Consider the following 26,708-nt stretch of genomic DNA (forward strand, 5'->3'; position numbering starts at 1 on the left):
AGAGCGAAAGCGCCGGGATGAGGCCGCCAGATCAGCGCAGGGCTTTTTCGATCTGCGGCAGGATGGTCTGGTTCAGGGCCTCTTCGGTGATCGGCCCGGTATATTTGAAGGCGATGGTTCCGTCGCCGCGAATGATGAAGGTCTCCGGCACGCCGGTCAGACCCCAGTCGATGCCGACGCGACCGCTGGAATCCACGCCGATGGCGGCATAGGGGTCGCCTTCCGCCTTCAGGAACTTCATGGCGTTGGCCGGATCGTCCTTGTAATTGACGCCGACGAGACGCACGCCCATCGCGGCGAGAGCCTGGTTTTCCGAAAGCTTGCGCAGGTTGGGATGCTCGATCCGGCAGGGCCCGCACCAGGAGGCGAAAATATTCACCACCGTGACGCCGCCCTTGCGCAGATCGGCGTCGGAGAGGCCCGGCTTGCCCGATTCCGCCAGCGCCGGCAGGTTGAAGGCGGGCGCGGGATGGCCGATCAGGACCGACGGCAAGGCCGAAGGGTCATGGCCGATAAACAGCCGCCACGCGAAAAAGCCGGCCATGCTCGCGAAGATCAGCAGCGGCAGCGCCGCCGCCCAACTCCGCCGCGCCGCCGGGGCGTTGTCCTGCGCGCTCATCGGCCCTTCTCCTGCTGCTCGAATCGCGCCAGCTTGCGCTTCAGATCGCGATAATCGAGCGTGATCCGGACGACGAGCGAACCAATGACCACGACAGCGAAGCCATAGGCGAAGAAGATATAGAAGGAATAATCCTTCATTGCGCCGCCTCCGCCGACAGATCCGCATCTTCCGCGCTGGCCGCGAGAATGCTCAGGCGGCGCAGGCGCCGGCGCAGGATTTCGTTGCGCACTTCCATCAGGTGCAGGGTGAAGAACAGCAGGGTGAAACCCAGCGCCATGACGAGCAGCGGCCACATCATCGCCCCCGAGATCGCCGGGCCGCCAAGGCGGAACACGGAAGCAGACTGGTGAAGGGTGTTCCACCAGTCGACCGAGAATTTGATGATCGGGATATTGACCACGCCGACAAGGGTGAGGATCGCGGCGGCGCGCGCGGCCTGAGAGGGCTCCTCAATGGTCCGCCACAGGCCGATCAGGCCCAGATAGATCAGGAACAGCACCAGCTCCGAGGTCAGGCGGGCGTCCCACACCCACCAGGTTCCCCACATCGGCTTGCCCCAGAGCGAGCCGGTGACGAGGCAAAGCAAGGTGAAAGCGGCGCCGAGCGGGGCGGCGGCCTTCTGCGCGGCGTCGGCGAGGGGATGGCGCCAGACCAGCGTGCCGAGCGCGGCAGAGGTCATTACCATATAGCACATCATGCCGAGCCAGGCCGCGGGGACATGGACATACATGATCTTGACGGAAGCGCCCTGCTGGTAATCGTCCGGCGCGACGAAAAAGGTCAAATAGAGGCCCACGGCGAGGGCGAGCGCCGATGCGCCGCCGAGCCAGGGGATAAGCCGGGCGGCCAGCGCGAGAAAATGCGTCGGATTGGCGTATTTGAGCATCGACCTTCAGCCGTCCTCGTCGGGCTTGCGCCGCTTGATTAGGCGGGCTGGCCGTCAAATGCAATTGATAGCGGGCGAAATGACGGCGAAGGGCGAAATTTTGAGGCGGTTTCAGGCCTCGGCCATTCCAAACCGATTTTTTGCGCGCCCCGGCGTCAACTTGGCTCGGAACGAAATCGGCGCGCACCGCCAGATTGACCAATTTATTAGCAAGAACGTTAATTGACGCGAAGGGCGCGCTTGTCCTTTATGCGTGCCGAGTTTCTCTCCGGGCGGGGCGATCAATTCGCCACGCTCGCTCACTTCCAGAGAAAGAGTCAATAATGTCGATCCTTGAAACCTATCGTTCTCATGTCGCCGAGCGCGCCGCTCTTGGAATTCCGCCGCTGCCGCTCTCGGCCAAGCAGACGGAAGGGCTGATCGCCCTGCTGCGCGAGCCGCCGGCCGGGGAAGAAGCGTTTCTGATCGACTTGCTGACCCATCGCGTTCCGGCCGGCGTCGATGACGCCGCCCGCATCAAGGCTGGCTTCCTCGACGCCGTGGCCAAGGGCGAAGAGAAGAACGCGCTCGTTTCCCGCAAGCTCGCCACCGAATTGCTCGCCACCATGCTCGGCGGCTTCAACATCAAGCCGCTGATCGACCTGCTTCCCGATTCGGAAGTCGGCGCCGTCGCCGCCGAGGGCCTGAAAAAGACCCTGCTGATGTTCGATTATTTCCACGATGTGAAGGCGCTCGCCGAAAAGGGCGACGCCAACGCCAAGGCGGTGCTGCAATCCTGGGCCGACGCCGAATGGTTCACCTCGCGCCCCGAGGTCCCGGCCTCGCTCACTGTCGCCGTGTTCAAGGTCAATGGCGAGACCAATACCGACGATCTGTCGCCGGCGCCCGACGCCTCGACCCGTCCCGACATCCCGCTGCACGCCCTCGCCATGCTGAAGAACGCCCGCCCCGGCATCGTCCCCGACGAGCCGGGCGTGCGCGGCCCGATCAAGCAGCTTGAAGCGCTGGTGGCCAAGGGCCTGCCGGTCGCCTATGTCGGCGACGTCGTCGGCACCGGATCGTCGCGCAAGTCGGCCACCAATTCCGTGCTGTGGTTCACCGGCGAGGACATTCCTTTTGTCCCCAATAAGCGCTTTGGCGGCGTCTGCCTCGGCACGAAGATCGCGCCGATCTTCTACAACACCATGGAAGACGCCGGCGCCCTGCCGATCGAGCTCGACGTCTCCAAGATGGAAACCGGCGACGTCGTCGAGCTGCGCCCCTATGAAGGCAAGGCGCTGAAGAATGGCGAAGTCATTTCCGAGTTCACCGTCAAGTCCGACGTGATCTTCGACGAAGTGCGCGCTGGCGGTCGCATTCCGCTGATCATCGGGCGCGGCCTCACGGCCCGCGCGCGCGAAGCCCTGGGCCTCCCGGTCTCCACGCTGTTCCGCCTGCCGGCCGTTCCCGCCGACACCGGCAAGGGCTTCACCCTCGCCCAGAAGATGGTCGGCCGCGCCTGTCATCTGCCCGAGGGCAAGGGCATGCGCCCCGGCACCTATTGCGAACCGAAAATGACCACTGTCGGCTCGCAGGACACCACCGGCCCGATGACCCGCGACGAGCTCAAGGACCTCGCCTGCCTCGGCTTCTCCGCCGATCTGGTGATGCAGTCCTTCTGCCACACGGCGGCCTATCCGAAGCTGGTCGACGTCCAGACCCACCGCGATCTGCCGGGCTTCATCTCCAATCGTGGCGGCGTCTCGCTGCGTCCCGGCGACGGCGTCATCCACTCCTGGCTCAACCGCCTGCTGATGCCCGACACCGTCGGCACCGGCGGCGACAGCCACACCCGCTTCCCGATCGGCATTTCCTTCCCGGCGGGCTCCGGCCTCGTCGCCTTCGCGGCGGCGACCGGCGTCATGCCGCTCGACATGCCGGAATCGGTGCTCGTCCGCTTCAAGGGCGAAATGCAGCCCGGCATCACGCTGCGCGACCTCGTCAACGCCATTCCGCTGGCGGCGATCAAGGCCGGCACGCTGACGGTCGAGAAGAAGGGCAAGAAGAACGTCTTCAACGGCCGCATCCTCGAAATCGAGGGTCTGCCGGATCTGAAGGTGGAACAGGCCTTCGAGCTCTCCGACGCCTCCGCCGAGCGTTCGGCCGCCGCCTGCACGGTGCGCCTGAACAAGGAGCCGATCATCGAATATATGAATTCGAACATCGTGCTCATGAAGTGGATGATCGCCAATGGCTATCAGGACCGTCACTCGCTCGAGCGCCGCATCGCCGCGATGAAGGCCTGGATCGCCAACCCGGTCCTGCTGCAGCCCGACGCCGACGCCGAATATGCAGCCGTGTTCGAAATCGATCTGGCCACGATCAAGGAGCCGATTCTAGCCTGCCCGAACGATCCGGACGACGTCAAGGTTCTGTCCGAAGTCGCCGGCGACAAGATCGACGAGGTCTTCATCGGCTCGTGCATGACCAACATCGGCCATTTCCGCGCCGCCGGGAAGATTCTCTCCGGCAAGTCGGACATCCCGACCCGGCTGTGGATCGCGCCGCCGACCAAGATGGACGCCCATATCCTGACCGAGGAAGGCTATTACGCGACGCTCGGCAAATCAGGCGCCCGCATGGAAATGCCCGGCTGCTCGCTATGCATGGGCAATCAGGCTCAGGTCCGCAAGGGCTCGACCGCCATCTCGACCTCGACCCGCAACTTCCCCAATCGTCTGGGCATCGACACCCGCGTCTATCTCTCCTCCGCGGAACTCGCCTCGGTGGCGGCGCTGCTGGGCAAGATCCCGACCTTCGAAGAATATATGGAGCAGCTCGGCGGGCTGAAGGGCAAGACGGAAGAAGTCTACCGCTACATGAATTTTGATCAGATTCCGGAATTCGTGGAAATCGCTGAAAGCGTGGATGCCTGATTGGAAAGCGATTATGGCCGCGATCCGTCGAATGGGATTGCGGCCATGGATTTCTACTTCAGGTTCATGCTGATACTGCCAACACTACGACGTCGTCATGGCCGGGCTTGTCCCGGCCATCCACGCCGAGCAATATCAAACCATGCATGGCGGATGGATCTACATCGTCACAAATCGGCCGAATGGCACGCTGTACATCGGCGTGACCTCAAACTTGCCTCGTCGGATTCATGAGCACCGAGAAGGCCTCATCGCCGGTTTTTCAAAGCGTTATGGTTTGAAACACCTCGTCTACTACGAACGATATGAAACAATTACTGACGCCATCCAGCGTGAGACGAACATGAAACATTGGCCGCGCGCCTGGAAAGCGCGGCTCATTCTCGATCTCAACCCGGATTGGAACGATCTCTACGAAACTCTGGCATAATTGGCGTCAGACGGAGCGGCGGCCCGGCGTGGATGGCCGGGACAAGCCCGGCCATGACGGTTTTTGGACGGCCCGATTGCGAACCCAGCTGGCCGTTACTCGTTGAAGTCCCCAAGGTCATCAACTGCCCACCGTAACGCTTTTGTAAGCGACACCTGAGTAAAAAGGACGTTCTGGATAGTGTGAAAAAGGCTGGCTGCGGACGGCTGACGACTGCAAGGTTTGATATGGAACTCATTTTGAGCAGTGAGAAGCGGTCGACGGCAAGTGACGAAGTTACGAGCGCGGCAAGTCTGATCGAAGCGGTCCTGCCTCCGCTCTTCTTCGCATCCGGGTTCGCCGCTCTCTGCTATCAAGTCGCCTGGCAGAGGGCGCTGTTCGGCTGGTTCGGCGTCGATCTCGATTCCGTCAGCGTCATTGTCTCCGTCTTCATGCTCGGCCTCGGCGGCGGCGCGCTGCTCGGCGGTTGGCTCGCCGACCGCTTCGCGCAACACCGCATTTTCGTCTTCTCCGCGGTTGAATTGACGATCGGACTGTTTGGTTTCGTCAGCCTCGACGTGATCGACGCCAGCGGACTTCTGTTCGCAAACAAGCCTTTGCCAGTGATGGTCGGCGCGACCTTTCTGGTCCTCATGGCGCCAACCTTTGCCATGGGCTCAACCCTGCCGGTTCTCGTGACCGAATTGACGATGCGAATTGGCAACGTCGGGGATTCCACAGGACGCCTTTACTACATCAACACGCTGGGCGCCGCGGTCGGCGCGCTAACAGCGGTTTATGCGCTCATTCCGCTGTTCGGTCTGGATGGACTGACCTATGCCGCGGCCGCCATCAACGTGACAATCGCCGTCACCGGAATCGTCTGCGTCCGGCGCGGGCTCGCGAAAGGCGGAGTAAACTGATGCCGGCGCAGCTGATTTCCTTTTTGGTTGGCCTGCTGTCACTGAGCGCCGAGACGCTGTGGGTGCGCACTTACGCCTTCGCAAACCAGTCGACGCCGATCGCCATCGCCGTGGTGCTCTCGGTCTATCTGCTCGGCATCGCAAGGGGCGCGTCGGTTGGCGGAGGGTTCTGCCGGACGTCGGCCAACTTGCGCGAGATCGTCGCCAAATGCGTTCTCGCGGCTTCCGCCGTAATCGCCCTCACGCCCGCTTTCATCATAGCGCTGCCGCGTATTCCGCTCCTGCTGCTGCCCCTCATCTTTGCTCCGGCCTTCTTGCTTTCCATCTGTTTTCCAATTTGTCACCATCTCGGAACAAAGCTTGGAACAGGCCATGTCGGCAAATCTCTGTCGCGAGTTTACGCTGCCAACATTCTCGGTAGCGTTATCGGGCCGCTGGTCACCAATTTCGTCGTCCTGGAACGGGTCACGACCCAGATGGCCTTCATCATTCTGGGCGCCCTGGGCATGTGCATCGCCGTCGCCATCGCTCTGGCGGACCGTTTGAATTCGAGCATCAAACAAATGGTCCTCGCCGGGACGGCGTTCGCGTTCGGGCTCACCTTTGTATTTGGGGCCGGACAGGCGAGCACGGGCGCGCAGAACCAACTTATCGCCAAGCTCTCGACGCGGGACGGCGAAATCCGTCATGTCGTCGAAACTCGGCAGGGCATTGTGGTCACCTACAAAGACGATGTTGCGGGAGACGCCGTATTTGGCGGCAACGTCTACGATGGACGCACCAATATCGACCCGCGCATCAATTCAAACGGGCTCAACCGCGTGATCATGCTTCAGGCGATCACCCCAACGCCGCGTCGTGTTCTCATGATCGGCCTGTCAGTCGGAAGCTGGCAATATATTATCGGCGGTTTTCCTGACGTCGAGCGCATGGACGTCGTCGAAATCAATCCCGGCTATATAGACCTCGCCCGGAATTACGGCGCGCAGAACAAGGCGATCCACGATCCGCGCGTCAATCTGATCATCGGCGACGGCCGCAAGTTCTTGCGCCAGAACCCGGATGCGAAATACGATCTCGTCATCATGAACACGACCTGGCACTGGCGCATGTATGTGTCGCTGCTGATGAGCCGCGAATTTCTCTCGCTCATCAAGTCCCATATGACGCCAGAAGCGGTGCTTGCCTTCAATACGACAGAGTCCATCGATGCGCTGAAGACGGCCGCCGCCGTTTTCCCTCACGTCTATCGCTATGACAATTTCGCGGTCGCCGCGGAGACGGATTGGCGCGTCAGGCTTGCGGACAAGGCCGCCAGCGAAAAGCTGCGGCTCATCGCTCCAGCCGGCAAACCCTTGTTCGGCCCGCGCGACGGCGACGTGGTCGCGGACTTTCTGGATAGCTCTCACGTTCAGACGCTGGACGAGGCCGAAATCAAGATCGGCCGCCCCGGCGAGATCATTACCGATCGTAATCTGATCACCGAATATCGCTACGGCCGACGGTAGATGTCCGCTCTGACGTAAGCGGCGCGCTCGTTCAGACATCGTGGAAATGGACGGTTTTTGCTGGCGCAAACTTTGCCGTCGCCCACGAAATGAGCGTCGTTTCGGCTTACCCCTCTCTCGCCCGAAGCGCGGCGGCGGCGGCGAAGGGCGCCCCGGCTATCGTCGCCAGCGAGAGGGCGCAGAGGATCAGGAAGGGCGTGTGGAAGGGCACCGTGCCGCCGCTCGCGGCCGCCGCCGTCGAAACGCCGAAGATCAGCACCGGCGTCGTCAGCGGCAGGATCAGCACCGCCATCAGCAGCCCGCCGCGCCGCATTCCCGCCGTCAGCGCCGCGCCGATCGCGCCCAGCAAGGTGAGCGCGGGCGTTCCCGCCAATAGCGAAGCGGCGACGCCGGCCTGCGCCTCCGGCTCCAGCCCCAGCATCAGGCCCAGCAAGGGCGCCGCGGCGACCAGCGGCAAGGCGGTGAGCGTCCAATGGGCGGCGCATTTGACCAGAACCACCAACTCAAGCGGCGTCGAGGTCATCATGAAAAGATCGAGCGAACCATCGTCGGCGTCGGCTTGAAACAGCCGGTCGAGGCCGAGCAGCGTCGCGAGCAGCGCCGCGATCCACAAGATGGCCGGACCGATCCGCGAGAGCAGGTTCAGGTCAGGTCCGATGGCGAAAGGGGTCAGGCTGACGAGGATCAGGAAGAAGACCACGCCCATGGCGCCGCCGCCGCCGATGGAGCGGGCGATGCGGGCTTCGCGCCGGAACAGAGACAGAAGCGGCGAAGACATCAGCAGGCTCCGGCGGTGGAAGCAACCGCGTCAAGGCGCAATTCCTTGTCTAGGCGCAATTCCTTGGCGTCGAGCAGGCCAAGCGGCGCATGGGTGGCGGCGAGGATCATGCCGCCGCTGGCGCGATGCTCAATCATCGCCTGTGCGAACCGCTCCTGCGAGCCGACATCGAGCGCCGTGGCCGGCTCGTCGAGAATCCAGACCGGACGCGCGGCGACGAAAAGCCGCGCCAGCGCAACGCGGCGCTTCTGGCCGGCGGAAAGATAGCCGACCGGAAAATCGCCGACCCGCGCGAGACCGACCTTTTCAAGCGCCTGCTGCGGCGACAATTTTCCATGCGTGAATTTTCCCGCCGCGCCCAGCATGGACGCCCAGAACTGGAGATTTTCCAACGCGGTCAGCGCGGATTTCAGACCGTCGGCATGGCCAACATAATGCGCCCGTTCCGACAAAGGCGCGTTTCCTCCGGTGAAAACCATCTCGCCGCCACGCAGCGGCAGAAAGCCGGCGAGCGCGCGCAGCAGGGTCGACTTGCCCGCGCCATTGCGTCCGAGCACCAGCAAGGCTTCGCCCGACGCGAGTTCGAACGAAACATCCGTGACGATGGCGCGGCCGCCGCGCTCGATCCGAAGCGACCGCGCGGAGAGATGGAGGCCTTCAGTTTGTTGTAGCAAAACGATAATTCCAGTCTGTTCGGCCCGTCGCGCCGCACGCGTGTCGCGCGTTGAAACTTTTGTTTGTGTAGCCTGCCATGGGGGATTTGTTTATAAGCTCAACATTCGCCTTTCTCCCCAACTTTTTCGGGATCCTCAGCGATGGCCTCTCTCGACAGCTTCAAAAGCCGCAAGACCCTCAAGGTCGGCGCCAAGACCTATCACTACTTCTCGCTGAAGGCTGCGGAGAAGAATGGCCTCGAAGGCGTTTCGAAACTGCCTTATTCGATGAAGGTTCTGCTCGAAAACCTTCTCCGTAACGAAGATGGCCGCACCGTCACCAAGGAAGACATCCTTGGCGTCGCCGAGTGGATCAAGAACAAGGGAGCGGTCGAGAAGGAAATTGCCTTCCGTCCGGCCCGCGTGCTGATGCAGGACTTCACCGGCGTGCCCGCCGTGGTCGATCTCGCGGCCATGCGCGACGGCATCCAGTCGCTTGGCGGCGATCCGGAAAAGATCAATCCGCTCGTCCCCGTCGATCTGGTCATCGACCATTCGGTCATCGTCGACGCCTTCGGCTCCAAGAAGGCGCTGAAGACCAATGTCGATCTCGAATATTCCCGCAACGGCGAACGCTACACCTTCCTGAAATGGGGCCAGGGCGCGCTCGATAATTTCTCCGTCGTGCCCCCCGGCACCGGCATCTGCCATCAGGTGAACCTCGAATATCTCGCCCAGACCGTCTGGACCCGCAAGGAGAAGTTCCAGCCGGCCCGCGGCAAGGCGATCAATGTCGAAGTCGCCTATCCCGACACCGTGGTCGGCACCGATTCCCACACCACCATGGTCAATGGCCTCGCCGTTCTCGGCTGGGGCGTCGGCGGCATCGAGGCGGAAGCCGCCATGCTCGGCCAGCCGCAATCCATGTTGCTGCCGGAAGTGATCGGCTTCAAGCTGAGCGGCAAGATCAAGGAAGGCATCACCGCGACTGACGTCGTGCTGACCATCACGCAGATGCTGCGCAAGAAGGGCGTGGTCGGCAAGTTCGTGGAATTCTTCGGCCCCGGCCTCGATGCTCTGACGCTCGCGGATCGCGCGACCATCGCCAATATGGGTCCGGAATATGGCGCGACCTGCGGCTTCTTCCCGATCGACGCCGAGACCATCAACTATCTCGAAAAGACCGCCCGCAAGCCGGCCCGCGTCGCGCTGGTCGAGAAATACGCCCGCGCCCAGGGCCTGTTCCGCACCCGCGCCGCCGGCGAGCCGGTGTTCACCGACACGATCGAACTCGATCTCGGCACTGTCGTCCCGTCGCTCGCCGGCCCGAAGCGTCCTGAGGGCCGCATCGCGCTGGACGCCGTCGCTGCCGGCTTTACCGCCGCGATGGACACGGAATACAAGAAGCTCTCCGCGCTTGCCGAGCGCTATAAGGTCGAGGGCGAAAGCTTCGACCTCGGCCAGGGCGACGTCGTGATCGCCGCGATCACCTCCTGCACCAACACCTCGAACCCGAGCGTGCTGATTGGCGCGGGCCTGCTGGCGCGCAACGCCGTCGCCGCCGGCCTGACGGTCCAACCCTGGGTCAAGACCTCGCTCGCGCCCGGTTCGCAGGTCGTGGCGGAATATCTCACCAAAGCCGGCCTGCAGAAGTCGCTCGACAAGCTCGGCTTCAATATTGTCGGCTTCGGCTGCACCACCTGCATCGGCAATTCGGGTCCGCTGCCGGAGAAAATCTCCAAATCGATCAACGCCAATCACATTGTCGCGGCGGCGGTTCTCTCGGGCAACCGCAATTTCGAAGGCCGTGTCTCGCCGGACGTGCAGGCGAACTATCTCGCCTCGCCTCCGCTGGTCGTTGCTTATGCGCTGGCCGGTTCGGTGCAGAAGGATCTGACCAAGGAGCCGCTCGGCCACAACAAGAAGGGCGCCGCGATCTTCCTGCGCGACATCTGGCCGACTTCGCAGGAGATCCAGGAATTCATCCGCAAGAACGTGACCAAGTCGCTGTTCAAGGCGAAATATGCCGACGTGTTCAAGGGTGACGTCAACTGGCGCAAGGTCAAGGCGCCCGAGAGCCAGACCTACGCCTGGGACAACAAGTCGACCTATGTCCAGAACCCGCCCTATTTCAAGGGCATCACCATGCAGCCCAAGCCCGTGACCGATATCGAGGGCGCCCGCGTCCTCGCCCTGTTCGGCGACAAGATCACCACCGATCACATCTCCCCGGCAGGCTCGATCAAGGCGGCATCGCCCGCCGGCAAATATTTGCAGGCCAACAAGGTGAAGCCGGAAGACTTCAACCAGTACGGCACGCGGCGCGGCAACCATGAAGTGATGATGCGCGGCACCTTCGCCAATATTCGCATCAAGAACTTCATCCTGGCCGATGAGAGCGGCAATGTGCCGGAAGGCGGCAACACCAAATATTTCCCCGGCGGCGACGTTCTGTCGATCTATGACGCCGCGATGAAATATGAGAAGGCCAAGGTTCCGCTGGTCGTCTTCGCCGGCATCGAATATGGCAACGGTTCTTCACGCGATTGGGCGGCAAAGGGAACGAACCTTCTTGGCGTGCGCGCGGTCATCGCCCAGAGCTTCGAGCGCATCCACCGTTCCAATCTGGTCGGCATGGGCATCCTGCCCCTGACCTTCGAGGAAGGAACGAGCTGGAAGACCCTTGGCCTCAAGGGCGACGAGCTGGTCAGCATCAAGGGCCTGACCGACCTCTCCCCGCGCCAGAAGCTGGAAGCCGAGATCACTTTCGCCGACGGCTCGGTGAAGAAGGTTCCGCTCAACTCGCGCATTCAGACAGCGGACGAGGTCGAATATTACAAGAACGGCGGCATCTTGCACTATGTGCTGCGCCAGCTCGCCGTGGCGTAAGGGTTTTACCCTTCAAATGAAAATGCCGCCGGATTTTGGTCCGGCGGCTTTTTCTTTGCCCGGTTTTTGCCCTTGGCGTCATTGCGAGCGGCGCCGCGCCCCTTCTCCCCTTGCGGGAGAAGGTGGATCGGCCGAAGGCCGAGACGGATGAGGGGGCGCGCCCGTGACAATCCTGAAAGACCGGGTTGCGCGGCGACGCCCCCCTCATCCGGCGCTTCGCGCCACCTTCTCCCCGCCATAGGGCGTTCGGAAGAACGCCCGTCTGAAGACTGGCTATGGGGAGAAGGGATCAAGCCGCGTCATTCAGCGGGGATCAAAAATGCTCCGTGTCCGCCTCGGGCTTTATCTCATGCTTCAGAATGAGCGGCGTCTGGGCCAGGGCGAAGATCACCGTCAGCGGCATGATGCCAAAGCTCTTGAAACCAGCCCAGAAATCCCAGCTTTGCGTCAGCCGCACGATTTCATTCAGCCCAGCCAACACGAAGAAGAACAGGCCCCAGCGCAGGGTCAGCTTGCGCCAGCCTTCCTCGTCGAGATGCATCACGCTGTCGAGCGCGACCGGCAGCAACAGCTTGCCGACGGCCAGACCGCCCAGCAGCGCGGCGCCGAACAGGCAATTCACGATGGTCGGCTTGAGCTGGATAAAGGTCCGGTCCTGAAACACGAGGGTCAGCGAGCCGAAGAACAGCACCGCGACGGCCGTGACGACCGGCATGATCGGCAGATGTTTGGTCAACACCCATGAAGCAATCAGCGCCACGACGACAGCGACCATCAGCACGGCGGTCGAGGTCAGGATGGCGATTTTCTCGGGCGGCAGCCCCTCGGGCAGAAATGGCCCGACCAGCCCATGAAACAGGGCCGGCCGCGAGCTGGCGAGGAAGAACAGGACCAGAGGCCCCATTTCCAGCACCAGTTTCAGCAGCGGATTGACTTTTTTGCGCGCGACTTCGGCGGACATTGAGAACCTCGGGAGTATTAGTCTTCGAAGCCGGCGATGGCGCGGGCGAATTCGCGGGCGGTGAAGGGTTCGAGATCGTCAGCCTGTTCACCGACGCCGATGAAATGGACCGGCAACTGAAATTTGTCGGCGATAGCGACAAGGATGCCGCCGCGCGCGGTGCCGTCGAGCTTGGTCATGACGAGGCCGGTGACGCCCGCGACCTTGCCGAAAATCTCGACCTGGCTCAGGGCGTTTTGGCCGACGGTGGCGTCGAGCACCAGCAGCACCGCATGCGGCGCCTCGGCGTCGACCTTCTTCATCACACGGATGATTTTTTCCAGTTCAGCCATCAGTTCGGTGCGGTTCTGCAGGCGGCCCGCCGTGTCCATCAGGAGGACGTCGACATTCTGCGCCTTCGCGGCCTCGATGGCGTCGAAGGCGAGGCCCGCCGCATCGGCGCCCGTTTCGCGCGCGATGACCGGCACATTCATCCGCCCGCCCCAGATGCGCAGCTGTTCAATCGCCGCCGCGCGAAAAGTGTCGCCGGCGGCGAGCATCAGCGTCTTGCCTTCGGCGGAAAATTTCGCGCAGAGCTTGCCGATGGTCGTGGTCTTGCCTGAGCCGTTGACGCCGACGACGAGAATGACGAAGGGCTTTTTGCTCGAGTCGATTTCCAGCGGCCTGGCCACGGGGGCGAGCACACGCTCGACCTCGTCCGCGAGAATGGTGCGAACTTCTTCCGGCGCGATCTGCTTGTCATAGCGGCCCTTGCCGACCAGCGCCGCGATGCGTGTCGCGGCGGCGACGCCGAGATCGGAGCGGACCAGCACGTCCTCCAGATCCTCCAGCATGTCGGCGGAGAGCTTTTTCTTGGTGAAAATATCCGCGACGCCCTGGGCGATGGACGAGGACGACCGCGCCAGACCCTGACGCAACCGCGTCCACCAGCTCTCCTTCGGCGCAGCTTCCGCGACGACAGGCGCTAGAACGGGCTCGGGAGGCGGAGGCGGGGGTGCAACCGGCTCGGGAACGATCTCAATGGCCGGGGCCGGCGGCTCCCAACTGGTTTCTGGCCCAATCGGCGCAGGGGCGATTTCGACGGCCGGGGCGGGCGGCTCTGGCGCGGGTTCGGGCGCGGGCTCCGGAGCGATATTCTCTTGAGGCGCCGGGGCCGGGGCCTTGGCTTCCTCGACAACCTCCGGCTTTTCCTCCCAGAAGGATTCGTCGGCGTGCCGCATCTTGAACAGGCGTCCGATGAAGCCGGCCTTGTCTTTCGAATCTGCGCTCATGCGCTCCAAGCTCGCTTTCGTCCGGGCAGGTCGCCCTTCTCAAACTCACGGGTTTTTGCAATAAGCGCGCATGACGCCCGCCACCAAAAACCTTGTCGCCCTCTCGATAGCCTTTCCCGCATGACGCCGGAAGAGATTTGTGAGCGGCTGCTCTATCGCGACGGCCTTCTGCTGGTGCTGGACAAGCCCGCGGGCATTCCGGTCCATCGCGGTCCCAAGGGCGGCGAGAATTTCGAGGACTCCTTCACCCATCTGAGGTTCGGCCTGCCGCGCAGCCCGTCGCTGGCGCATCGGCTCGACAAGGACACTTCCGGCTGCCTGGTACTGGGGCGCCATCGCAAGGCGCTGGAAAAGCTGATGCTTCTGTTCAAGCAGGGCAAGATCGGCAAGACCTATTGGGCCGTGGTGTGCGGCGGGCCGGAGAAGGACGAAGGCCTGATCGACCTGCCGCTCGGCCGCCTCGACGCGACGCGCGGCTGGTGGATGAAAGTCGATCCCGACGGCCTGCCCTCTCAGACGCGCTGGCGCGTACTTGGCCGGGGGCGCGACGCCTCTGGCGCGCCGCTCACCTGGCTGGCGCTGTCGCCGCTGACCGGGCGCACCCATCAATTGCGCGTCCATTGCGCGGCGCGGGACTTCCCGATTTTCGGCGATCCGATCTATGGCGCGGGCGGCGCGCCCGACGCCATTCTGCATCTCCATGCGCGCGCCATCCGAATCCCGATATCCAACAACAAGCCCGCCATCGAGGTCGAGGCCTGCGCGCCGGACCATATGAAGGAGCGCCTCGCCGCCTGCGGCTGGACGCAAGCTCTCGACGACGCCGTTCTCGCCGAACGCCGGATGCGCGACGAAGAGCGCGAAACAGCCCGGCTTGAGGCCAAAGTCGGAGAGATTTGAGCGCCACGGCGCCCGATGGCGCATTGCCCTGAGCGCCTGCTTGCTGTAGGGAAGCGCGCTTAACGCGTGGAGAGCAGCATGGGTTACAAGGTCGCTGTCGTCGGCGCCACTGGCAATGTGGGCCGCGAAATGCTGGATATTTTGGCCGAACGCCAGTTCCCGGCGGACGAGGTCGTGGCGCTTGCATCGTCGCGGTCGATCGGCACTGAAGTTTCCTATGGCGACAAGATACTCAAGTGCAAACATCTCGACACGTTTGATTTCTCCGATTGCGATATCGCCTTGATGTCGGCCGGCGGCGCCATTTCCAAGGAATGGTCGCCGCGCATCGGCGCGCAGAATTGCGTCGTGATCGATAATTCCTCGGCTTGGCGCTATGATTCCGACGTGCCGCTGGTGGTGCCGGAAGTCAATGCCGACGCCCTGAAGGATTTCGGCCGCAAGAACATCATCGCCAACCCGAACTGCTCGACCGCGCAGCTTGTGGTGGCGCTGAAGCCCCTGCACGATCATTTCGGCATCAAGCGGGTGGTGGTTTCGACCTATCAATCCGTTTCCGGCGCCGGCAAGGACGCGATGGACGAGCTTTTCGCCCAGACGCGCGCCGTCTTCGTCTCCGATCAGGTCGAGAACAAGAAATTCCCCAAGCGCATCGCCTTCAATCTCATTCCGCAGATCGACGTCTTCATGGAAGACGGCTTCACCAAGGAAGAGTGGAAGATGATGGCCGAGACCAAGAAGATTCTCGACCCCAAGATCAAGCTGACCGCAACCTGCGTGCGCGTGCCGGTCTTCATCTCGCATTCCGAAAGCATCAATATCGAATGCGAGAAGCCGATCACGGCTGACGCCGCGCGGAAGATCCTGCGCGAGGCGCCGGGCATTCTGGTGATCGACAAGCGCGAACCCGGCGGCTACATCACCCCGCATGAAGCGGCGGGCGAAGACGCCACCTATATTTCGCGCATTCGCGAGGACGCCACCGTCGAGAACGGCCTCGCCTTTTGGTGCGTGTCGGACAATCTGCGCAAGGGCGCTGCGCTGAACGCGATCCAGATCGCGGAAGCGCTGATCAATCGCAAGCTGCTGCGGCCCAAACAGAAAGCCGCCTGAGCAAGACCGCTAGAAACATGAAACGCCGGGGCAAACCCGGCGTTTTGCTTTTGTCGCCAGCGCGCCTAAAATCGCGGCGTCTTGCCAAGCGCTTCGTGATGCGCGTCGGCAGCGACCTGATGAAACGTGCCGGCGCTTTCGTCCAGCGCCATCAGCTCTCCCCCGCTCACGCCGAAATAGGCGCCGTGCAAGGTCAGCCAGCCGCGCTGCTCCAAAGTGGCGATATAGGGAAAGCTGCGCAGGTTGGCGATGCTCTGCTTGATCGATTCCCAGGCCAAGCGCTCCGACCATTGTTGCAGCGGCTCGCTCGGCTTCCCGAGTTTTTCCGCAGCGGGGGCGAGCAGCTTGATCCAGCCGCCGATGAAATCACCCGGCGCGAGCGGGCGCATGTAGGGATCACTCTGTAATTCGGCGAAAGCCTTCACGCCGCCGCATTGGGCATGGCCCATTACGACAATGTGCTTGACCTTGAGACCCATGACGGCGAATTCGATCGCGGCCGACGTGCCGTGATAATCGTCATTCGGCTGATAGGGCGGCACAAGATTGGCGACATTGCGGAGCACGAACATTTCGCCCGGCCCGGCGTCGAAGATCAGTTCGGGCGAAACGCGGGAATCGCAGCAGCCGATCAACAGGATTTCTGGGCTCTGCCCGCGCTCGGCCAGATCCACGAAACGCTCGCGCTCGCGCGGAAAGCGCCCGTTCAGAAAATTCTCATAGCCTTCAGACAGCCGCTTCGGAAAATTCGCTTCGCCCATTCGATCCTCATTTCGGCGCCGCAGCGCAAACGGTCGAGTTTTGCCGCATCACGACACGGAGAGCAATCCTTGCTTTTCCCACACGCCGAAAAAGAAAGCGCGGCGAGCGCCACTTATCCATTTTTTTAGAATGGTTCAAAATTATGCCAATTTCCTGGAGGGCGCGCGATCTCCTTGTTAGGCTTTGTGAAATTGACATCCAACGCTCGCCAATGGCGCCATTGAGACTTGCCGATTTAATGGGGCCGGCCTCGCTTCGCCCTTGACGTGCGACGACGTTCTTTTTTCCCGTGCGCTTGCCGACCGCCAATCCAGGCTCGACGCCATTAATCGTCAGCCTGCCCGGCCGCTGCTCGTCGCAACGCCGCCCACGACCGTGTCGGACGCATCCCAAGCAGAGGAGGCCAAAAATGTGCGACATGGAAAGCGAAAGGCGGAAAATCGACGCGATCATTTTAGAAACGATCGAGCCGGTCCTGTTTTCCGGGCAATGGAATCAGGCCATGCTCACGGAATTCGCCGTCGCGAGCCTGTCCGATCTTTACGCCGGCTGCTATTCAGCAGCCAGTCTTCGTGCGCGCTGCGAGAGCCTCGTCGCCCTGGCTTTCCAGACGCGAAAAGGCCGCGAATCCGCATAGAGCGGCGTGGCGGTGGAACTCTGGACAATGGAACTCTTGGCAACGGAACCCGCGAAGGCCGGCCTCCCGACGGAGCGCCACGGCGCGTCGGATCAAGGCGCCGCTTCGCCAGGGCCGAACGTCCCGATCGCGCGCATAAAGGTCGTTATGCTGGCCGTGCGGAGCGGAACCATGGGCTTGCCCTGGCTCTCGCAGAGCTTCTTGACGAAGTCCATGGCGCCGTGGCTGACGCAATCGACGGGGAAAAACACCTCGTCGGCCTGGCGGACCAGTTCGCCGAGGCGCGCCTGAGACTGTTCGACGCCGCCGTCATGATGCAGCAGGCGCCCGTTGCGGCGCATGACGAGATGGCGCAACTGGCAGATGGTCTGCGGCCTGCCGCCGACATAAAGCAAGCAGCGTCCGCAGAGGTCGGCGGCGAGCGCCTCGCCATCCTCCGCTGGGTTTTCCGGGCAAACCGCATACCCGGACGGCATTTCTTGCAGCCCCTGTTTTCGTTGCCGCTCCCTCGCCGCTTGCCCCGCCTCTTTCTGCGCCTCTTTCTGCGCCTCTTGCCGCGCCCGCATCTGTTCGAGACGAAGTTCGGCGCTTGCCAACCGACGCCGCAACCCCGCGTTTTCGCTTCGTACGACGGAAAGCTCGTCGACTCGCAACGCGAGTTCGCTCGCCAGACCGTCCCGCGCCAGGGTCTCGCGCAATTGCTGACATTCCACGGCCAGCTCTTCCAGCGCGCGCAACTTCGCCCTTAACGCCGCGCGCTCCGCCTCCAACGCGCTCAAGCGCTGGTCGCGCTCGGCAATCCGCTCGCCAAGGCGGCGCGCGATCTCGCCTTTTTCCCGCTGCGCCTCGGCGATCGTCCTGGCGTCGCCGCGATTGGACGCGCCGCACATATGCGACATCATGTGGATATCGCCATAGACGCGCGCTTCGACGCTCATCGGCAGGCCGGGATGGCCGACAAGCGCCCAATAGGCTCCCGGCGCAAGGCCGGCTTCAACCGCGCCCTCCCAATACTGAAGGAAGGCGGCCTCGTCCTCCAGTCCGCGGCTTTTTCGCAGAGCGCCCTCGAATTTGGCATTGAGATGTTTGGTGACGGCGCGCGACGCCGCATTGTCGGTATTCATCTGCGATGTGATCATGCCGTGGATGTCGTAATCCGTCAGCTGGTAGGGGTCGTCGCAAAATCGGCATTTCTTGGCGATCCGCCGCAGTTCGGACAGCGTCAGGCAAGTGCCGATGATGGAGCAAAGCGATGCGCCACGGACCTCCCAGATATTCAGACGCCGTGGATCGTGGGGGCGGCGAGCGACGACGGGATCGCTCGGCGGAGGCCGCAGCAAGGTCGTCAGCGACGGATTAAGCACGCTGGCCGCCGCCATCTGCAGGCCGACGGGAATGCCGAAATCCCTTTTCATCGCCATCAAAATCCCCCCGGGCGTCACAACGAAGGTGGAGCCGATATCGCCGAGCCAAGAGCGGACGCGCCGAGCGTGGGATTTATCGCTTGCGCCAGCGTACCGGCGCAACAGAATCGGCTTTTTGTAGAATCATTCTAAATTTCTCGGCGCCGCCGGTCTGCGTCGCGGCCGCCTGCGCGGTTAACCCTGTGGACGAGGAAGCTGCAAAATGACAATGGCGTGAAGGCCCCCAAATCATTATGGTGCCGCGCGAAAACTTGCCGAAATGGAGCAGCCATGACCAGCCTTCGTCCCCGCCGCAGCGTCCTTTACATGCCCGGCTCAAACGCTCGCGCGCTGGAAAAGGCCAAGACGATCGCAGCCGACGCCCTGATTCTCGACCTCGAAGACGCTGTCGCGCCCGACGCCAAGGAACTCGCGCGCAACCAGGTCGCCGCCGCCGTCAAGGCCGGGGGGTTCGGGCGCCGCGAAGTTGTCATCCGCGTCAATGGCGCCATGACGCCCTGGGGCGAGGACGACCTCATCGCCGCCGCCAAGGCTGGACCCGACGCCATTCTCATCCCGAAGGTTTCCTCGCCGGGAGACATCATGGTCACCGCCAAGGCCCTGCGCGACGCCGGCGCCCCGGACCATACCCGGATCTGGGCGATGATGGAGACGCCGACCGCCATCCTCAACGCCGATTCGATCGTGCGCACCGCGCTCGATCCGCATTCGCGACTCGCGGTTCTGGTCATGGGCACCAATGACATCGCCAAGGAGACCCGCGCACGGCTAACCCCCGGACGCCCGTCCATGCTGGCCTATCTGTCGATCTGCGTCGCCGCCGCCCGGGCGCATGACGTCGAGATCGTCGATGGCGTCTATAATGACTTCTCCAACGAGGCCGGCTTCCGCGCGGAATGCGAACAGGGCCGCGACTTCGGAATGGACGGCAAGACCCTCATCCACCCCAATCAGGTGGCGATCTGCAATGAGGTCTTCGCGCCGTCGGAGGCCGAAGTCGCCTTCGCCCGCAAGATCATCGGCGTGTTCGACCTGCCCGAGAACGCCTCCAAGGGCGCGCTGCAAATCGACGGCAAGATGGTCGAGCGGCTCCACGCCGACATGGCGCGCCGCACGGTCGCCATCGCCGACGCGATCGCCGCCAGCGTCTGACCGGGCGCCCCCGGCCAATTGCGGGTTTCCTCGGCGCGCGCGCCGGATATAATGGCGCGAAAAACAGAGGGGCGTGGGATGAGCGACCAAAACGGCGGCAAGACCGAAGCAGGCGATGCCGAATCCACACCCCGGACCAGTCCTGACGCCCTGTCAGGCTCCGCTTCCGAGGAAAACCGCGCCCATCCAGTGATCGAAGGCGCAGCTTTCGACGTCACGCCCGCGCATGAGACCGCCTCGGCCGAATCCAGGGATTCGGCTGCCTCCCCCGAGGGCGGAGCCGCTTCCGACCATGATCGCAATGCCGATTCCCCGGCCGAACCAAAAAAAGAAGCCAGCCAACCGGCGACCGACGACTCGCCAAGCAGGGGCGGCGCGCTGCGCCCGGTCGCGATTCTGATTGGCGCTGTCGCGCTGGGCGGCGGCGCGTATTATCTTTGGGACGCCTATGTCGCGACGCCCCCGGCGACGCCCGCGCGGATCGCGCTGACGCCGGCTCCCGCGCCAGTGGAGCCGACGCCGCCCGTCGCGGCGCCCGAGCCGCCGCGCGAAGCGGCGACGAAGATGCCGGAGGCTTCCCCCGCGCCGATCGCAGACGCCCCGAAACAGGCGCAAGCCAATCCGGTCGAAAGCAAACCGGCCGAACCCGCGCCGGTCGCCACTCAGGACGCCAAGACAATCACCGAAATGGCCGCCAAGCTTGCGGCGGCGCAGGCGGCGGTCGAACGCCTCACGCAGCGGCTCCAGACGGTCGAAGGCCAATTGGCCGCGCCGAAAGACAGCGCGCGCGCCTCGCTCGCGACACGCGAGGCAGGCCCCGGCAACGCTGGCGACGCGGCGGCGCGGCTGGTCGTGGCGCAAAGCCTGTTGACAGCCCTTCGCCAAGGCGACGATTACTCGGCGCAGCTCGCGGCCTTGCAGAATTTCGGCGGCGATTCCACTCGGCTGGCGCGTCTACGCGCGGGCCTTTCGGCCCCGACTGTCAACCGTTTAGCGACGGATTTTACGGCCCTTGCGCCCAAAATCGCCGCCGCCGCCGCGCCGCCCAAGCCAGCGGAGGACTCCGCCCCGCCGCAAGGCGCGCGCGAGTCCATCCTGGCCTATGTCCAGACTCAGGCCCGCAAGCTCATACGGATCCGCCCCGCCGGGGCGCCCGACAAGGACGCGACCGCCCTTCAAATCGAAAAGATCGAGAAGGAATTGCGCGTCGGCGATCTGGCCGCGGCGCTCGCCGACCGCCAGCAATTGCCGGCTCCCGCGCTCGCCGTCTCAGCCGATTGGGCGAAGCTCGTCCAGACCAGGCTCGACGCGGAGACGGCCGCACGGGCGGAACTCACCGACGCCTTGCAGAATTTGACCAAGACCAAAAGCTGAAGCTTCCTGTCCGGCGAGGCGGCAAGTCCGCCGCGCCGCCGCCATTCCCCCATTCGAGTAAAGCCGATGTTCCGCATTCTGGTTTTTCTGTTCGTGATCGGCGTCGTCGCGCTGGGGCTGGGCATTCTCATCGAGCAGCCCGGGTCGCTGTCGCTGACCTGGTTCGGCTATCATGTCGACACCTCGCCTCTCGTCGGGCTTGGCGTCGTCTCGCTTGGCGCGATCCTGCTCTGGAGTCTGATCCGCTTTGTCCTTAATCTGCCGAGCCTTGTCTCCCTCACCGCACGCGCCCGCAAGCGCGCCCGGGGCCACGAAGCCCTGGCGCGCGGCATTGTCGCCGCGGGCGTCGGCGACGCCCGCAAGGCCCGCAAGGCGAGCCTGGATGCGAAAAGGCTCCTACCGCATGAGCCGCTGACCCTGCTGCTGGAAGCGCAGGCGGCGCAGCTCGGCGGCGACCGCGCGGGGGCAGAGCGCGCCTTTCAGGCCATGACCGAGCGGCCCGAAACCAAATTGCTCGGCCTGCGCGGCCTCCATGCCGAATCGCTGCGGCAGGGAGATCACGACCGCGCGCATCAGCTCGCGCTTGAGGCGCAGAATATCGCGCCGCTGGGCTGGTCGGGCCAGGCCTTGCTCGACCGTTACACGGCCCAGAACGACTGGGAGGCGGCGCGGATTTGCGTCTCCCAGAACCTTCGGGCGAAAATCATCGAACCCGATGCGGCCAATCGCCAGAAAGCCGTTCTCGACACCGCCCAGGCGATGGAATGCGAGATGATGGAGCCGGATCGGGCCATCAAATTGCTGCGCGCCGCGGTGAAAAAAGCGCCGGATCTCGTCCCCGCAACCGCCTTGCTGGCGCGTCTGCTATCGCGTCGCGGCGATTTCCGCGCGGCGTCCAAACTGATCGAGGCCGCTTACGCCAAGGCCCCGCATCCCGATCTCGCCCGGGCCTATGTCGATATGCGGCAGGGCGATTCCTCGACCGACCGGCTGGCCCGGGCCAGAGCCCTGGCCAAATTCGCGCCCAATGATCCGGAAAGCGCGATGATGATCGCGTCGGCCGCCCTGGGCGCGCGCGATTTCGCCCGGGCGCGCGAGGCGATGGCGCCGCTGGTCGCCAGCGGCGAGCGCCCGACCGCCCGCATGTGCCTGATCATGGCCGAATTGGAAGAGCGCGAACACAATGCGCAGGGCCTCGTGCGGGAATGGCTTTCGCGCGGCTCGCGCGCGCCGCGCGACGCGGTCTGGGTCGCCGACGGCCATTGGTCGAAACAATGGGCGCCCGTTTCCCCGCTCACCGGCAAACTCGACGCTTATCGCTGGATGCAGCCCAAGGAGGCTCTGCCCGGCCCCGTCGAAGAGCCCCCGCCCGCCTATGAGCCGCCCGCGCTCGAAGTCGAACCCGCCCCCGCGCCGCAGGTCCTGCCCCCGGCTGAATCGCCGCCCGCGACAGTCGTCGAGCAGCAACCGAGCGAAAAAACGATCGAGGACGCCGCACCAGAACCAGCTGAGGAGCCCGCCAAGACGCCCGCGCGCAAAAGTTTCTCGGCGCAGCCGGTGATCTTCCCGCTGCCGACGCCGCCCGACGACCCCGGCCCCAAAAAGCAGGAGGCCGAAACCCGGCTCTTTTGAACGCATCTTGGCAAGAGGCTTGACTCGAAAAACGTGCTAACGCTCGACAAGGCGCTGAAAATTCTGTATAGGCCCGCCTCTGCGCCAATTTTGACCGATTGGCGCGGCCAACAGCGCGGTCGATCTCCCCCAGGGCGGCGACAGCGCCAATTGAAAACAGCGTTCCGAAACGCTCGCCGCGAGGCGAAACGGAGTCCAAATGGCTAATATCATTGAACAGCTCGAAGCCGAGCAGCTCGCCAAGCTTTCCGCCGAAAAGACCATTCCCGAATTTGGTCCCGGCGACACGGTGATTGTCAACGTCAAGGTGAAGGAAGGCGAGCGCAGCCGCGTTCAGGCTTATGAAGGCGTCGTGATCGCCCGAAACGGCGGCGGCCTCAACGAGAGCTTCACCGTCCGCAAGATTTCCTATGGCGAAGGCGTCGAGCGCGTCTTCCCCCTCTATGGCCCGCTGATCGATTCGATCAAGGTCGTGCGTCGCGGCAAGGTCCGCCGCGCCAAGCTCTATTATCTCCGCGACCGTCGCGGCAAGTCGGCCCGCATTGCGGAGCGCACCGACCTCAAGGCGAAGGCCAAGGCCAAGGCCGGCAAAGCCGAGTGATCTCCGATCGGGGTCAGCTCTGACTTTTCGTGAAGGCTGGCCGCTGCGCCGGCCTTTTCGTATTTGAAGCATTTTCGCGGCTTAGGCCATGCTTCGGGCCTTGCCGGTGACGCGAAAAACTCTATGTCGTCCATGACGAACGGGCTTTCGGCGTAGAGCCGAGGCGCCGTCAGGACGAAAGACCGTGACAGGGATGAAGGACATGGTTGAGACCACGGGCAAGCCGCGCACCCTCTATGACAAGATCTGGGACGACCACGTCGTCGACATCCAGCCCGACGGCACCGCCCTGATCTATATCGACCGCCATCTGATCCATGAAGTGACCAGCCCGCAGGCCTTCGAGGGCTTGCGCCTGGCCAAGCGCACCGTGCATGCGCCGGAGAAGACGCTGGCCGTCGTCGATCACAACGTCCCGACCACCGATCGCTCCAAGCCGATCGAAGACCCCGAGAGCCGGGCGCAGGTCGAGCAACTGGCCATTAACGCCCGCGATTTCGGCGTCGAATATTTCAATGAACATGACCATCGCCAGGGCGTGGTGCATATCATCGGCCCCGAGCAGGGCTTCACGCTGCCCGGCGCAACCATCGTCTGCGGCGACAGCCATACCTCGACACACGGCGCCTTCGGCGCTTTGGCCCATGGCATCGGCACGTCGGAAGTCGAGCATGTGCTCGCGACCCAGACGCTGATCCAGTCCAAGGCCAAGAACATGCTGGTCAAGGTCAATGGCAAGCTGGGCGAGGGCGTCACCGCCAAGGACATTGTGCTGGCGATCATCGGCAAGATCGGCACCGCCGGCGGCACCGGCTATGTCATCGAATATGCCGGCGAAGCCATCGAAGCCCTTTCGATCGAAGGCCGCATGACCGTCTGCAACATGTCGATCGAGGCGGGCGCCCGCGCCGGACTGATCGCGCCCGACGAAAAGACTTTTGCTTACATCAAGGATCGACCCAAGGCGCCGAAGGGCGAGGCATTCGAGCAGGCGGTTCACTATTGGAAGCAGCTCAAGAGCGACCCCGGCGCCCATTTTGACGCTGTGGTCGAACTCGACGCCGGCGCTTTGCCGCCGGTCATGACCTGGGGCACCAGCCCGGAAGACGTCATGACGATTGATGGCGTCGTCCCCACGGTCGAGTCCGCGAAGACCGAGGCCCAGCGCGCAAAAATCCAGCGCGCGCTCGACTATATGGGCCTCAAGGGCGGCGAGAAACCCTCCGACATCAAGATCGACCGCGTCTTCATCGGCTCCTGCACCAATGGCCGCATCGAAGACTTGCGCGCCGCCGCCAAGATCGCTGAGGGCCGCAAGGTCGCGTCGCATGTCAACGCCATGGTCGTGCCGGGCTCAGGCCTCGTCAAGGAGCAGGCCGAGGCCGAGGGACTCGACAAGATCTTCCTCGCCGCCGGATTTGAATGGCGCGAGCCGGGCTGCTCGATGTGCCTGGCCATGAACCCGGACCGTCTGGCGCCGGGCGAGCGTTGCGCCTCGACCTCGAACCGCAATTTCGAAGGCCGCCAGGGTTTTAAAGGCCGCACCCACCTCGTCTCGCCCGCCATGGCGGCGGCTGCGGCGGTGACCGGCCATTTCGTGGACGTTCGCACGCTGAAGTGAGCCGGGAACAGCACTGATGGACGCAAATGACCTTCGCGCCCTTCAGGCGCCGCTGAAGGAAAAATACAAGGCGGAGGCCAAGGCCGCCTTCGTCACCTTGAAGGCGCGCGGCGATCTCTCTGGCGAAGGCCTCGCGTGCAAGGTTTCGACCTCGCGCGCCCTGATCGAGGCCGGCCTTCACCCGGCGACGGGCGGAACGGGCCTGCAGGCCTGTTCCGGCGACATGCTGCTGGAGGCGCTGGTCGCCTGTTCCGGCGTGACCCTCAAGGCGGTGGCCACGGCGCTGGATTTCCAGCTCCGGGGCGGCGCCGTGCGCGCGGAAGGCGATCTCGACTTTCGCGGCACGCTGGGAATCGCCAAGGACGCCCCGGTTGGATTCACCGACATCCGGCTGTTCTTCGAACTCGACACCGACGAGCCGCAGGAGCGGATCGACGCCCTGACCAAACTGACCGAACGCTATTGCGTGGTGTTCCAGACCCTGGCCCATCCGCCGAAACTGGTCCTGACCGTCGCGCGGGGAGCCGAGGCCTGATGGGCAGCGTCCGACCGCCGGCGCAGGAATGGGCCTTGCGCGCCGCGCCCTCGCTTGAGGATTTCGAGACGATGGCCGATACGGCCTTCCGCCGGCTGCCGCAACGATTCCAGCGCGCCTGCGAGGGTCTTGTTATCCGCGTCGAGGATTTTCCCGACGACGAGGTGCTCGAGGAATTCGAGGCGTCGTCGGAATTCGAGCTGCTCGGCCTGTTTCGCGGCCGGGGCCTCGCTCAGGCCGAAACCAGCCAGACCGGCCAATTCCCGAACATGATCCACCTCTTCCGGCGGCCCATTCTCGATGTCTGGGCCGAGGGCGAGGACACGTTGGGCGATCTGATCCGGCATGTGCTGGTGCATGAAATCGGCCATCACTTCGGCCTGTCCGACGCTGACATGGACCGAATCGAGCGGGAAGCAGACTGAATTGCTCGCTCATCCGCCTTTTGCTACACGATCCTTAAAGCGCCGGTGCGGCGCCAAATTCAGGCTTGAGACATGGAAAAATTCACGAAATTGACCGGCGTCGCCGCGCCCCTGCCGATCACCAATATCGACACGGACATGATCATTCCGAAGCAATATCTGAAGACCATCGCCCGCACGGGCCTTGGCAAGGGTTTGTTCTCGGAAATGCGCTATCGCGACGACGGCTCTGAAAATCCGGATTTCGTGCTGAACAAGCCGGCCTATCGCAAGGCGGAGATTCTGGTCGCCGAAGATAATTTCGGCTGTGGCTCCTCACGCGAGCACGCGCCCTGGGCTTTGCTCGACTTCGGCATTCGCGCGGTCATTTCGACCAGCTTCGCCGATATTTTCTATAACAACTGCTTCAAGAACGGCATTCTGCCGATCAAGGTGTCGAAGGAAAATCTGGCCAAGCTGATGGATGACGCCAGCCGCGGCGCCAACGCCACGCTGACGGTCGATCTCGAAGCGCAGGAAATCCGCGGCCCCGACGGCGGCGTGGTGAAATTCGACATTGACCCGCACCGCCGGCATTGCCTGCTCGAAGGCCTCGACGATATCGGCCTCACTTTGGTCAAGGCGCCTAAAATCGCGGATTTCGAAACCAAACTGGCGGCCGAGCGGCCCTGGATCTGAAAATCGCTTTTTCGGTTCTGCGCTTTCGAGAATCACGTT

The 26,708-nt window shown here is 63.4% G+C and carries 27 protein-coding genes; 17 read left to right on the forward strand and 10 right to left on the reverse strand.

The genetic code is table 11. From position 1 onward, the window contains the following. Positions 1–31: 31 nt before the first annotated feature. Genes QZ409_RS02190 through QZ409_RS02200 form a run of 3 tightly spaced genes read right to left on the reverse strand, consistent with a single transcriptional unit; the run spans position 32 to position 1,508 of the window. Positions 32–619 (reverse strand): DsbE family thiol:disulfide interchange protein, encoded by a 588-nt coding sequence (locus tag QZ409_RS02190; protein ID WP_296706652.1) that lies wholly within the window; start codon positions 617–619, stop codon positions 32–34. Further along, positions 616–759 (reverse strand): heme exporter protein CcmD, encoded by a 144-nt coding sequence (gene ccmD, locus QZ409_RS02195; protein WP_296706654.1) that lies wholly within the window; start codon positions 757–759, stop codon positions 616–618. Before ccmD ends, QZ409_RS02190 begins: the two co-directional genes overlap by 4 nt. Then, positions 756–1,508 carry a heme ABC transporter permease gene (locus QZ409_RS02200; RefSeq protein ID WP_296706656.1) on the reverse strand — a complete coding sequence of 251 codons (753 nt, stop codon included), beginning with the start codon at positions 1,506–1,508 and terminating at the stop codon, positions 756–758. The genes ccmD and QZ409_RS02200 overlap by 4 nt, the downstream gene beginning before the upstream one ends. Here QZ409_RS02200 and QZ409_RS02205 point away from each other — a divergent pair. The 5 genes from QZ409_RS02205 (at position 1,501) to QZ409_RS02225 (ending at position 7,263) form a co-directional block, all read left to right on the forward strand. Beyond that, entirely contained in the window at positions 1,501–1,734 is a 234-nt protein-coding gene (locus QZ409_RS02205; protein WP_296706658.1) for a hypothetical protein, read from the forward strand. The two genes, QZ409_RS02200 and QZ409_RS02205, sit on opposite strands and share 8 nt — an antisense overlap. Positions 1,735–1,831: 97 nt before the next feature. Beyond that, positions 1,832–4,423 carry a bifunctional aconitate hydratase 2/2-methylisocitrate dehydratase gene (acnB, locus tag QZ409_RS02210; RefSeq protein WP_296706660.1) on the forward strand — a complete coding sequence of 864 codons (2,592 nt, stop codon included), beginning with the start codon at positions 1,832–1,834 and terminating at the stop codon, positions 4,421–4,423. A gap of 97 nt (positions 4,424–4,520) precedes the next feature. Then, positions 4,521–4,853 (forward strand): GIY-YIG nuclease family protein, encoded by a 333-nt coding sequence (locus QZ409_RS02215; RefSeq protein WP_296706662.1) that lies wholly within the window; start codon positions 4,521–4,523, stop codon positions 4,851–4,853. A gap of 239 nt (positions 4,854–5,092) precedes the next feature. Further along, complete coding sequence (locus QZ409_RS02220) at positions 5,093–5,755, forward strand: hypothetical protein (protein ID WP_296706663.1); 663 nt, start codon at positions 5,093–5,095, stop codon at positions 5,753–5,755. Next, positions 5,755–7,263, forward strand: a complete 1,509-nt coding sequence (locus QZ409_RS02225) for a hypothetical protein (protein ID WP_296706665.1) — start codon at positions 5,755–5,757, stop codon at positions 7,261–7,263. The genes QZ409_RS02220 and QZ409_RS02225 overlap by 1 nt, the downstream gene beginning before the upstream one ends. Before the next feature lie 106 nt (positions 7,264–7,369). Here QZ409_RS02225 and ccmB read toward each other — a convergent pair whose 3' ends face one another. Next, positions 7,370–8,041, reverse strand: a complete 672-nt coding sequence (gene ccmB, locus QZ409_RS02230) for a heme exporter protein CcmB (protein WP_296706667.1) — start codon at positions 8,039–8,041, stop codon at positions 7,370–7,372. Continuing rightward, entirely contained in the window at positions 8,041–8,715 is a 675-nt protein-coding gene (gene ccmA, locus QZ409_RS02235) for a heme ABC exporter ATP-binding protein CcmA (RefSeq protein WP_296706668.1), read from the reverse strand. Before ccmA ends, ccmB begins: the two co-directional genes overlap by 1 nt. A gap of 141 nt (positions 8,716–8,856) precedes the next feature. On the opposite strand from ccmA, the gene acnA reads away from it, so the two are divergent. After that, positions 8,857–11,583, forward strand: coding sequence for an aconitate hydratase AcnA (gene acnA / locus QZ409_RS02240; RefSeq protein WP_296706670.1), 2,727 nt, complete (start codon positions 8,857–8,859; stop codon positions 11,581–11,583). Positions 11,584–11,896: 313 nt separating this feature from the next. On the opposite strand, the gene QZ409_RS02245 is transcribed toward acnA, so the two are convergent. Next, entirely contained in the window at positions 11,897–12,544 is a 648-nt protein-coding gene (locus tag QZ409_RS02245; protein ID WP_296706672.1) for a septation protein A, read from the reverse strand. 17 nt (positions 12,545–12,561) lie between these two features. Next, entirely contained in the window at positions 12,562–13,815 is a 1,254-nt protein-coding gene (gene ftsY / locus QZ409_RS02250) for a signal recognition particle-docking protein FtsY (RefSeq protein WP_296706674.1), read from the reverse strand. Between the two features lie 120 nt (positions 13,816–13,935). Between ftsY and QZ409_RS02255 the strand changes: the two genes are divergently transcribed. Both QZ409_RS02255 and QZ409_RS02260 read left to right on the forward strand, forming a co-directional pair. Beyond that, entirely contained in the window at positions 13,936–14,715 is a 780-nt protein-coding gene (locus QZ409_RS02255; protein ID WP_296706676.1) for an RNA pseudouridine synthase, read from the forward strand. 78 nt (positions 14,716–14,793) lie between these two features. Continuing rightward, complete coding sequence (locus tag QZ409_RS02260; protein ID WP_296706678.1) at positions 14,794–15,828, forward strand: aspartate-semialdehyde dehydrogenase; 1,035 nt, start codon at positions 14,794–14,796, stop codon at positions 15,826–15,828. Between the two features lie 65 nt (positions 15,829–15,893). Here the strand turns inward: QZ409_RS02260 and QZ409_RS02265 are convergent, their stop codons facing one another. Beyond that, a complete protein-coding gene (locus tag QZ409_RS02265) occupies positions 15,894–16,589 on the reverse strand; it encodes a carbonic anhydrase (RefSeq protein ID WP_296706680.1) in 696 nt (231 codons plus the stop codon). 7 nt (positions 16,590–16,596) lie between these two features. Then, positions 16,597–16,899 carry a hypothetical protein gene (locus QZ409_RS02270; protein ID WP_296706682.1) on the reverse strand — a complete coding sequence of 101 codons (303 nt, stop codon included), beginning with the start codon at positions 16,897–16,899 and terminating at the stop codon, positions 16,597–16,599. 100 nt (positions 16,900–16,999) lie between these two features. On the opposite strand from QZ409_RS02270, the gene QZ409_RS02275 reads away from it, so the two are divergent. Beyond that, the gene (locus tag QZ409_RS02275) at positions 17,000–17,227 is read left to right on the forward strand and encodes a hypothetical protein (RefSeq protein WP_296706683.1); all 228 of its coding nucleotides are present in this window, start codon (positions 17,000–17,002) and stop codon (positions 17,225–17,227) included. A gap of 92 nt (positions 17,228–17,319) precedes the next feature. On the opposite strand, the gene QZ409_RS02280 is transcribed toward QZ409_RS02275, so the two are convergent. Continuing rightward, positions 17,320–18,648, reverse strand: a complete 1,329-nt coding sequence (locus tag QZ409_RS02280) for a DUF2325 domain-containing protein (RefSeq protein WP_296706685.1) — start codon at positions 18,646–18,648, stop codon at positions 17,320–17,322. 273 nt (positions 18,649–18,921) lie between these two features. Between QZ409_RS02280 and QZ409_RS02285 the strand changes: the two genes are divergently transcribed. From QZ409_RS02285 to leuD, 8 genes are all read left to right on the forward strand, one after another. Further along, the gene (locus tag QZ409_RS02285) at positions 18,922–19,803 is read left to right on the forward strand and encodes a CoA ester lyase (protein ID WP_296706687.1); all 882 of its coding nucleotides are present in this window, start codon (positions 18,922–18,924) and stop codon (positions 19,801–19,803) included. Between the two features lie 78 nt (positions 19,804–19,881). After that, on the forward strand, positions 19,882–21,177 hold the full coding sequence (locus QZ409_RS02290; protein WP_296706689.1) for a hypothetical protein: 1,296 nt from the start codon (positions 19,882–19,884) through the stop codon (positions 21,175–21,177). 66 nt (positions 21,178–21,243) lie between these two features. After that, the gene (locus QZ409_RS02295) at positions 21,244–22,809 is read left to right on the forward strand and encodes a heme biosynthesis HemY N-terminal domain-containing protein (RefSeq protein ID WP_296706691.1); all 1,566 of its coding nucleotides are present in this window, start codon (positions 21,244–21,246) and stop codon (positions 22,807–22,809) included. Positions 22,810–23,008: 199 nt separating this feature from the next. After that, positions 23,009–23,410, forward strand: coding sequence for a 50S ribosomal protein L19 (gene rplS, locus QZ409_RS02300; protein ID WP_296706693.1), 402 nt, complete (start codon positions 23,009–23,011; stop codon positions 23,408–23,410). 202 nt (positions 23,411–23,612) lie between these two features. Beyond that, entirely contained in the window at positions 23,613–25,031 is a 1,419-nt protein-coding gene (gene leuC, locus QZ409_RS02305) for a 3-isopropylmalate dehydratase large subunit (protein ID WP_296706695.1), read from the forward strand. Positions 25,032–25,047: 16 nt separating this feature from the next. Continuing rightward, positions 25,048–25,566: an OsmC family protein gene (locus QZ409_RS02310; protein WP_296706697.1), complete on the forward strand. Its 519-nt coding sequence runs from the start codon at positions 25,048–25,050 to the stop codon at positions 25,564–25,566. Beyond that, positions 25,566–25,991 (forward strand): metallopeptidase family protein, encoded by a 426-nt coding sequence (locus QZ409_RS02315; protein WP_296706699.1) that lies wholly within the window; start codon positions 25,566–25,568, stop codon positions 25,989–25,991. The genes QZ409_RS02310 and QZ409_RS02315 overlap by 1 nt, the downstream gene beginning before the upstream one ends. A gap of 72 nt (positions 25,992–26,063) precedes the next feature. After that, complete coding sequence (leuD, locus tag QZ409_RS02320) at positions 26,064–26,669, forward strand: 3-isopropylmalate dehydratase small subunit (RefSeq protein WP_296706700.1); 606 nt, start codon at positions 26,064–26,066, stop codon at positions 26,667–26,669. Positions 26,670–26,708 lie beyond the last annotated feature (39 nt).

Origin of the sequence: Rhodoblastus sp. (assembly GCF_019449565.1) — a bacterium.
GTDB lineage: Bacteria > Pseudomonadota > Alphaproteobacteria > Rhizobiales > Beijerinckiaceae > Rhodoblastus.

Bases quoted from the DNA above. Each gene is read 5' to 3' on its own strand.
- QZ409_RS02190 (WP_296706652.1), bottom strand. From the start codon at position 619: ATGAGCGCGCAGGACAACGCCCCGGCGGCGCGGCGGAGTTGGGCGGCG.
- ccmD (WP_296706654.1), bottom strand. From the start codon at position 759: ATGAAGGATTATTCCTTCTATATCTTCTTCGCCTATGGCTTCGCTGTC.
- QZ409_RS02200 (WP_296706656.1), bottom strand. From the start codon at position 1,508: ATGCTCAAATACGCCAATCCGACGCATTTTCTCGCGCTGGCCGCCCGG.
- acnB (WP_296706660.1), top strand. From the start codon at position 1,832: ATGTCGATCCTTGAAACCTATCGTTCTCATGTCGCCGAGCGCGCCGCT.
- QZ409_RS02215 (WP_296706662.1), top strand. From the start codon at position 4,521: ATGGCCGGGCTTGTCCCGGCCATCCACGCCGAGCAATATCAAACCATG.
- QZ409_RS02225 (WP_296706665.1), top strand. From the start codon at position 5,755: ATGCCGGCGCAGCTGATTTCCTTTTTGGTTGGCCTGCTGTCACTGAGC.
- ccmB (WP_296706667.1), bottom strand. From the start codon at position 8,041: ATGTCTTCGCCGCTTCTGTCTCTGTTCCGGCGCGAAGCCCGCATCGCC.
- acnA (WP_296706670.1), top strand. From the start codon at position 8,857: ATGGCCTCTCTCGACAGCTTCAAAAGCCGCAAGACCCTCAAGGTCGGC.
- QZ409_RS02245 (WP_296706672.1), bottom strand. From the start codon at position 12,544: ATGTCCGCCGAAGTCGCGCGCAAAAAAGTCAATCCGCTGCTGAAACTG.
- ftsY (WP_296706674.1), bottom strand. From the start codon at position 13,815: ATGAGCGCAGATTCGAAAGACAAGGCCGGCTTCATCGGACGCCTGTTC.
- QZ409_RS02255 (WP_296706676.1), top strand. From the start codon at position 13,936: ATGACGCCGGAAGAGATTTGTGAGCGGCTGCTCTATCGCGACGGCCTT.
- QZ409_RS02260 (WP_296706678.1), top strand. From the start codon at position 14,794: ATGGGTTACAAGGTCGCTGTCGTCGGCGCCACTGGCAATGTGGGCCGC.
- QZ409_RS02265 (WP_296706680.1), bottom strand. From the start codon at position 16,589: ATGGGCGAAGCGAATTTTCCGAAGCGGCTGTCTGAAGGCTATGAGAAT.
- QZ409_RS02275 (WP_296706683.1), top strand. From the start codon at position 17,000: ATGTGCGACATGGAAAGCGAAAGGCGGAAAATCGACGCGATCATTTTA.
- QZ409_RS02280 (WP_296706685.1), bottom strand. From the start codon at position 18,648: ATGGCGATGAAAAGGGATTTCGGCATTCCCGTCGGCCTGCAGATGGCG.
- QZ409_RS02285 (WP_296706687.1), top strand. From the start codon at position 18,922: ATGACCAGCCTTCGTCCCCGCCGCAGCGTCCTTTACATGCCCGGCTCA.
- QZ409_RS02290 (WP_296706689.1), top strand. From the start codon at position 19,882: ATGAGCGACCAAAACGGCGGCAAGACCGAAGCAGGCGATGCCGAATCC.
- QZ409_RS02295 (WP_296706691.1), top strand. From the start codon at position 21,244: ATGTTCCGCATTCTGGTTTTTCTGTTCGTGATCGGCGTCGTCGCGCTG.
- rplS (WP_296706693.1), top strand. From the start codon at position 23,009: ATGGCTAATATCATTGAACAGCTCGAAGCCGAGCAGCTCGCCAAGCTT.
- leuC (WP_296706695.1), top strand. From the start codon at position 23,613: ATGGTTGAGACCACGGGCAAGCCGCGCACCCTCTATGACAAGATCTGG.
- QZ409_RS02310 (WP_296706697.1), top strand. From the start codon at position 25,048: ATGGACGCAAATGACCTTCGCGCCCTTCAGGCGCCGCTGAAGGAAAAA.
- QZ409_RS02315 (WP_296706699.1), top strand. From the start codon at position 25,566: ATGGGCAGCGTCCGACCGCCGGCGCAGGAATGGGCCTTGCGCGCCGCG.
- leuD (WP_296706700.1), top strand. From the start codon at position 26,064: ATGGAAAAATTCACGAAATTGACCGGCGTCGCCGCGCCCCTGCCGATC.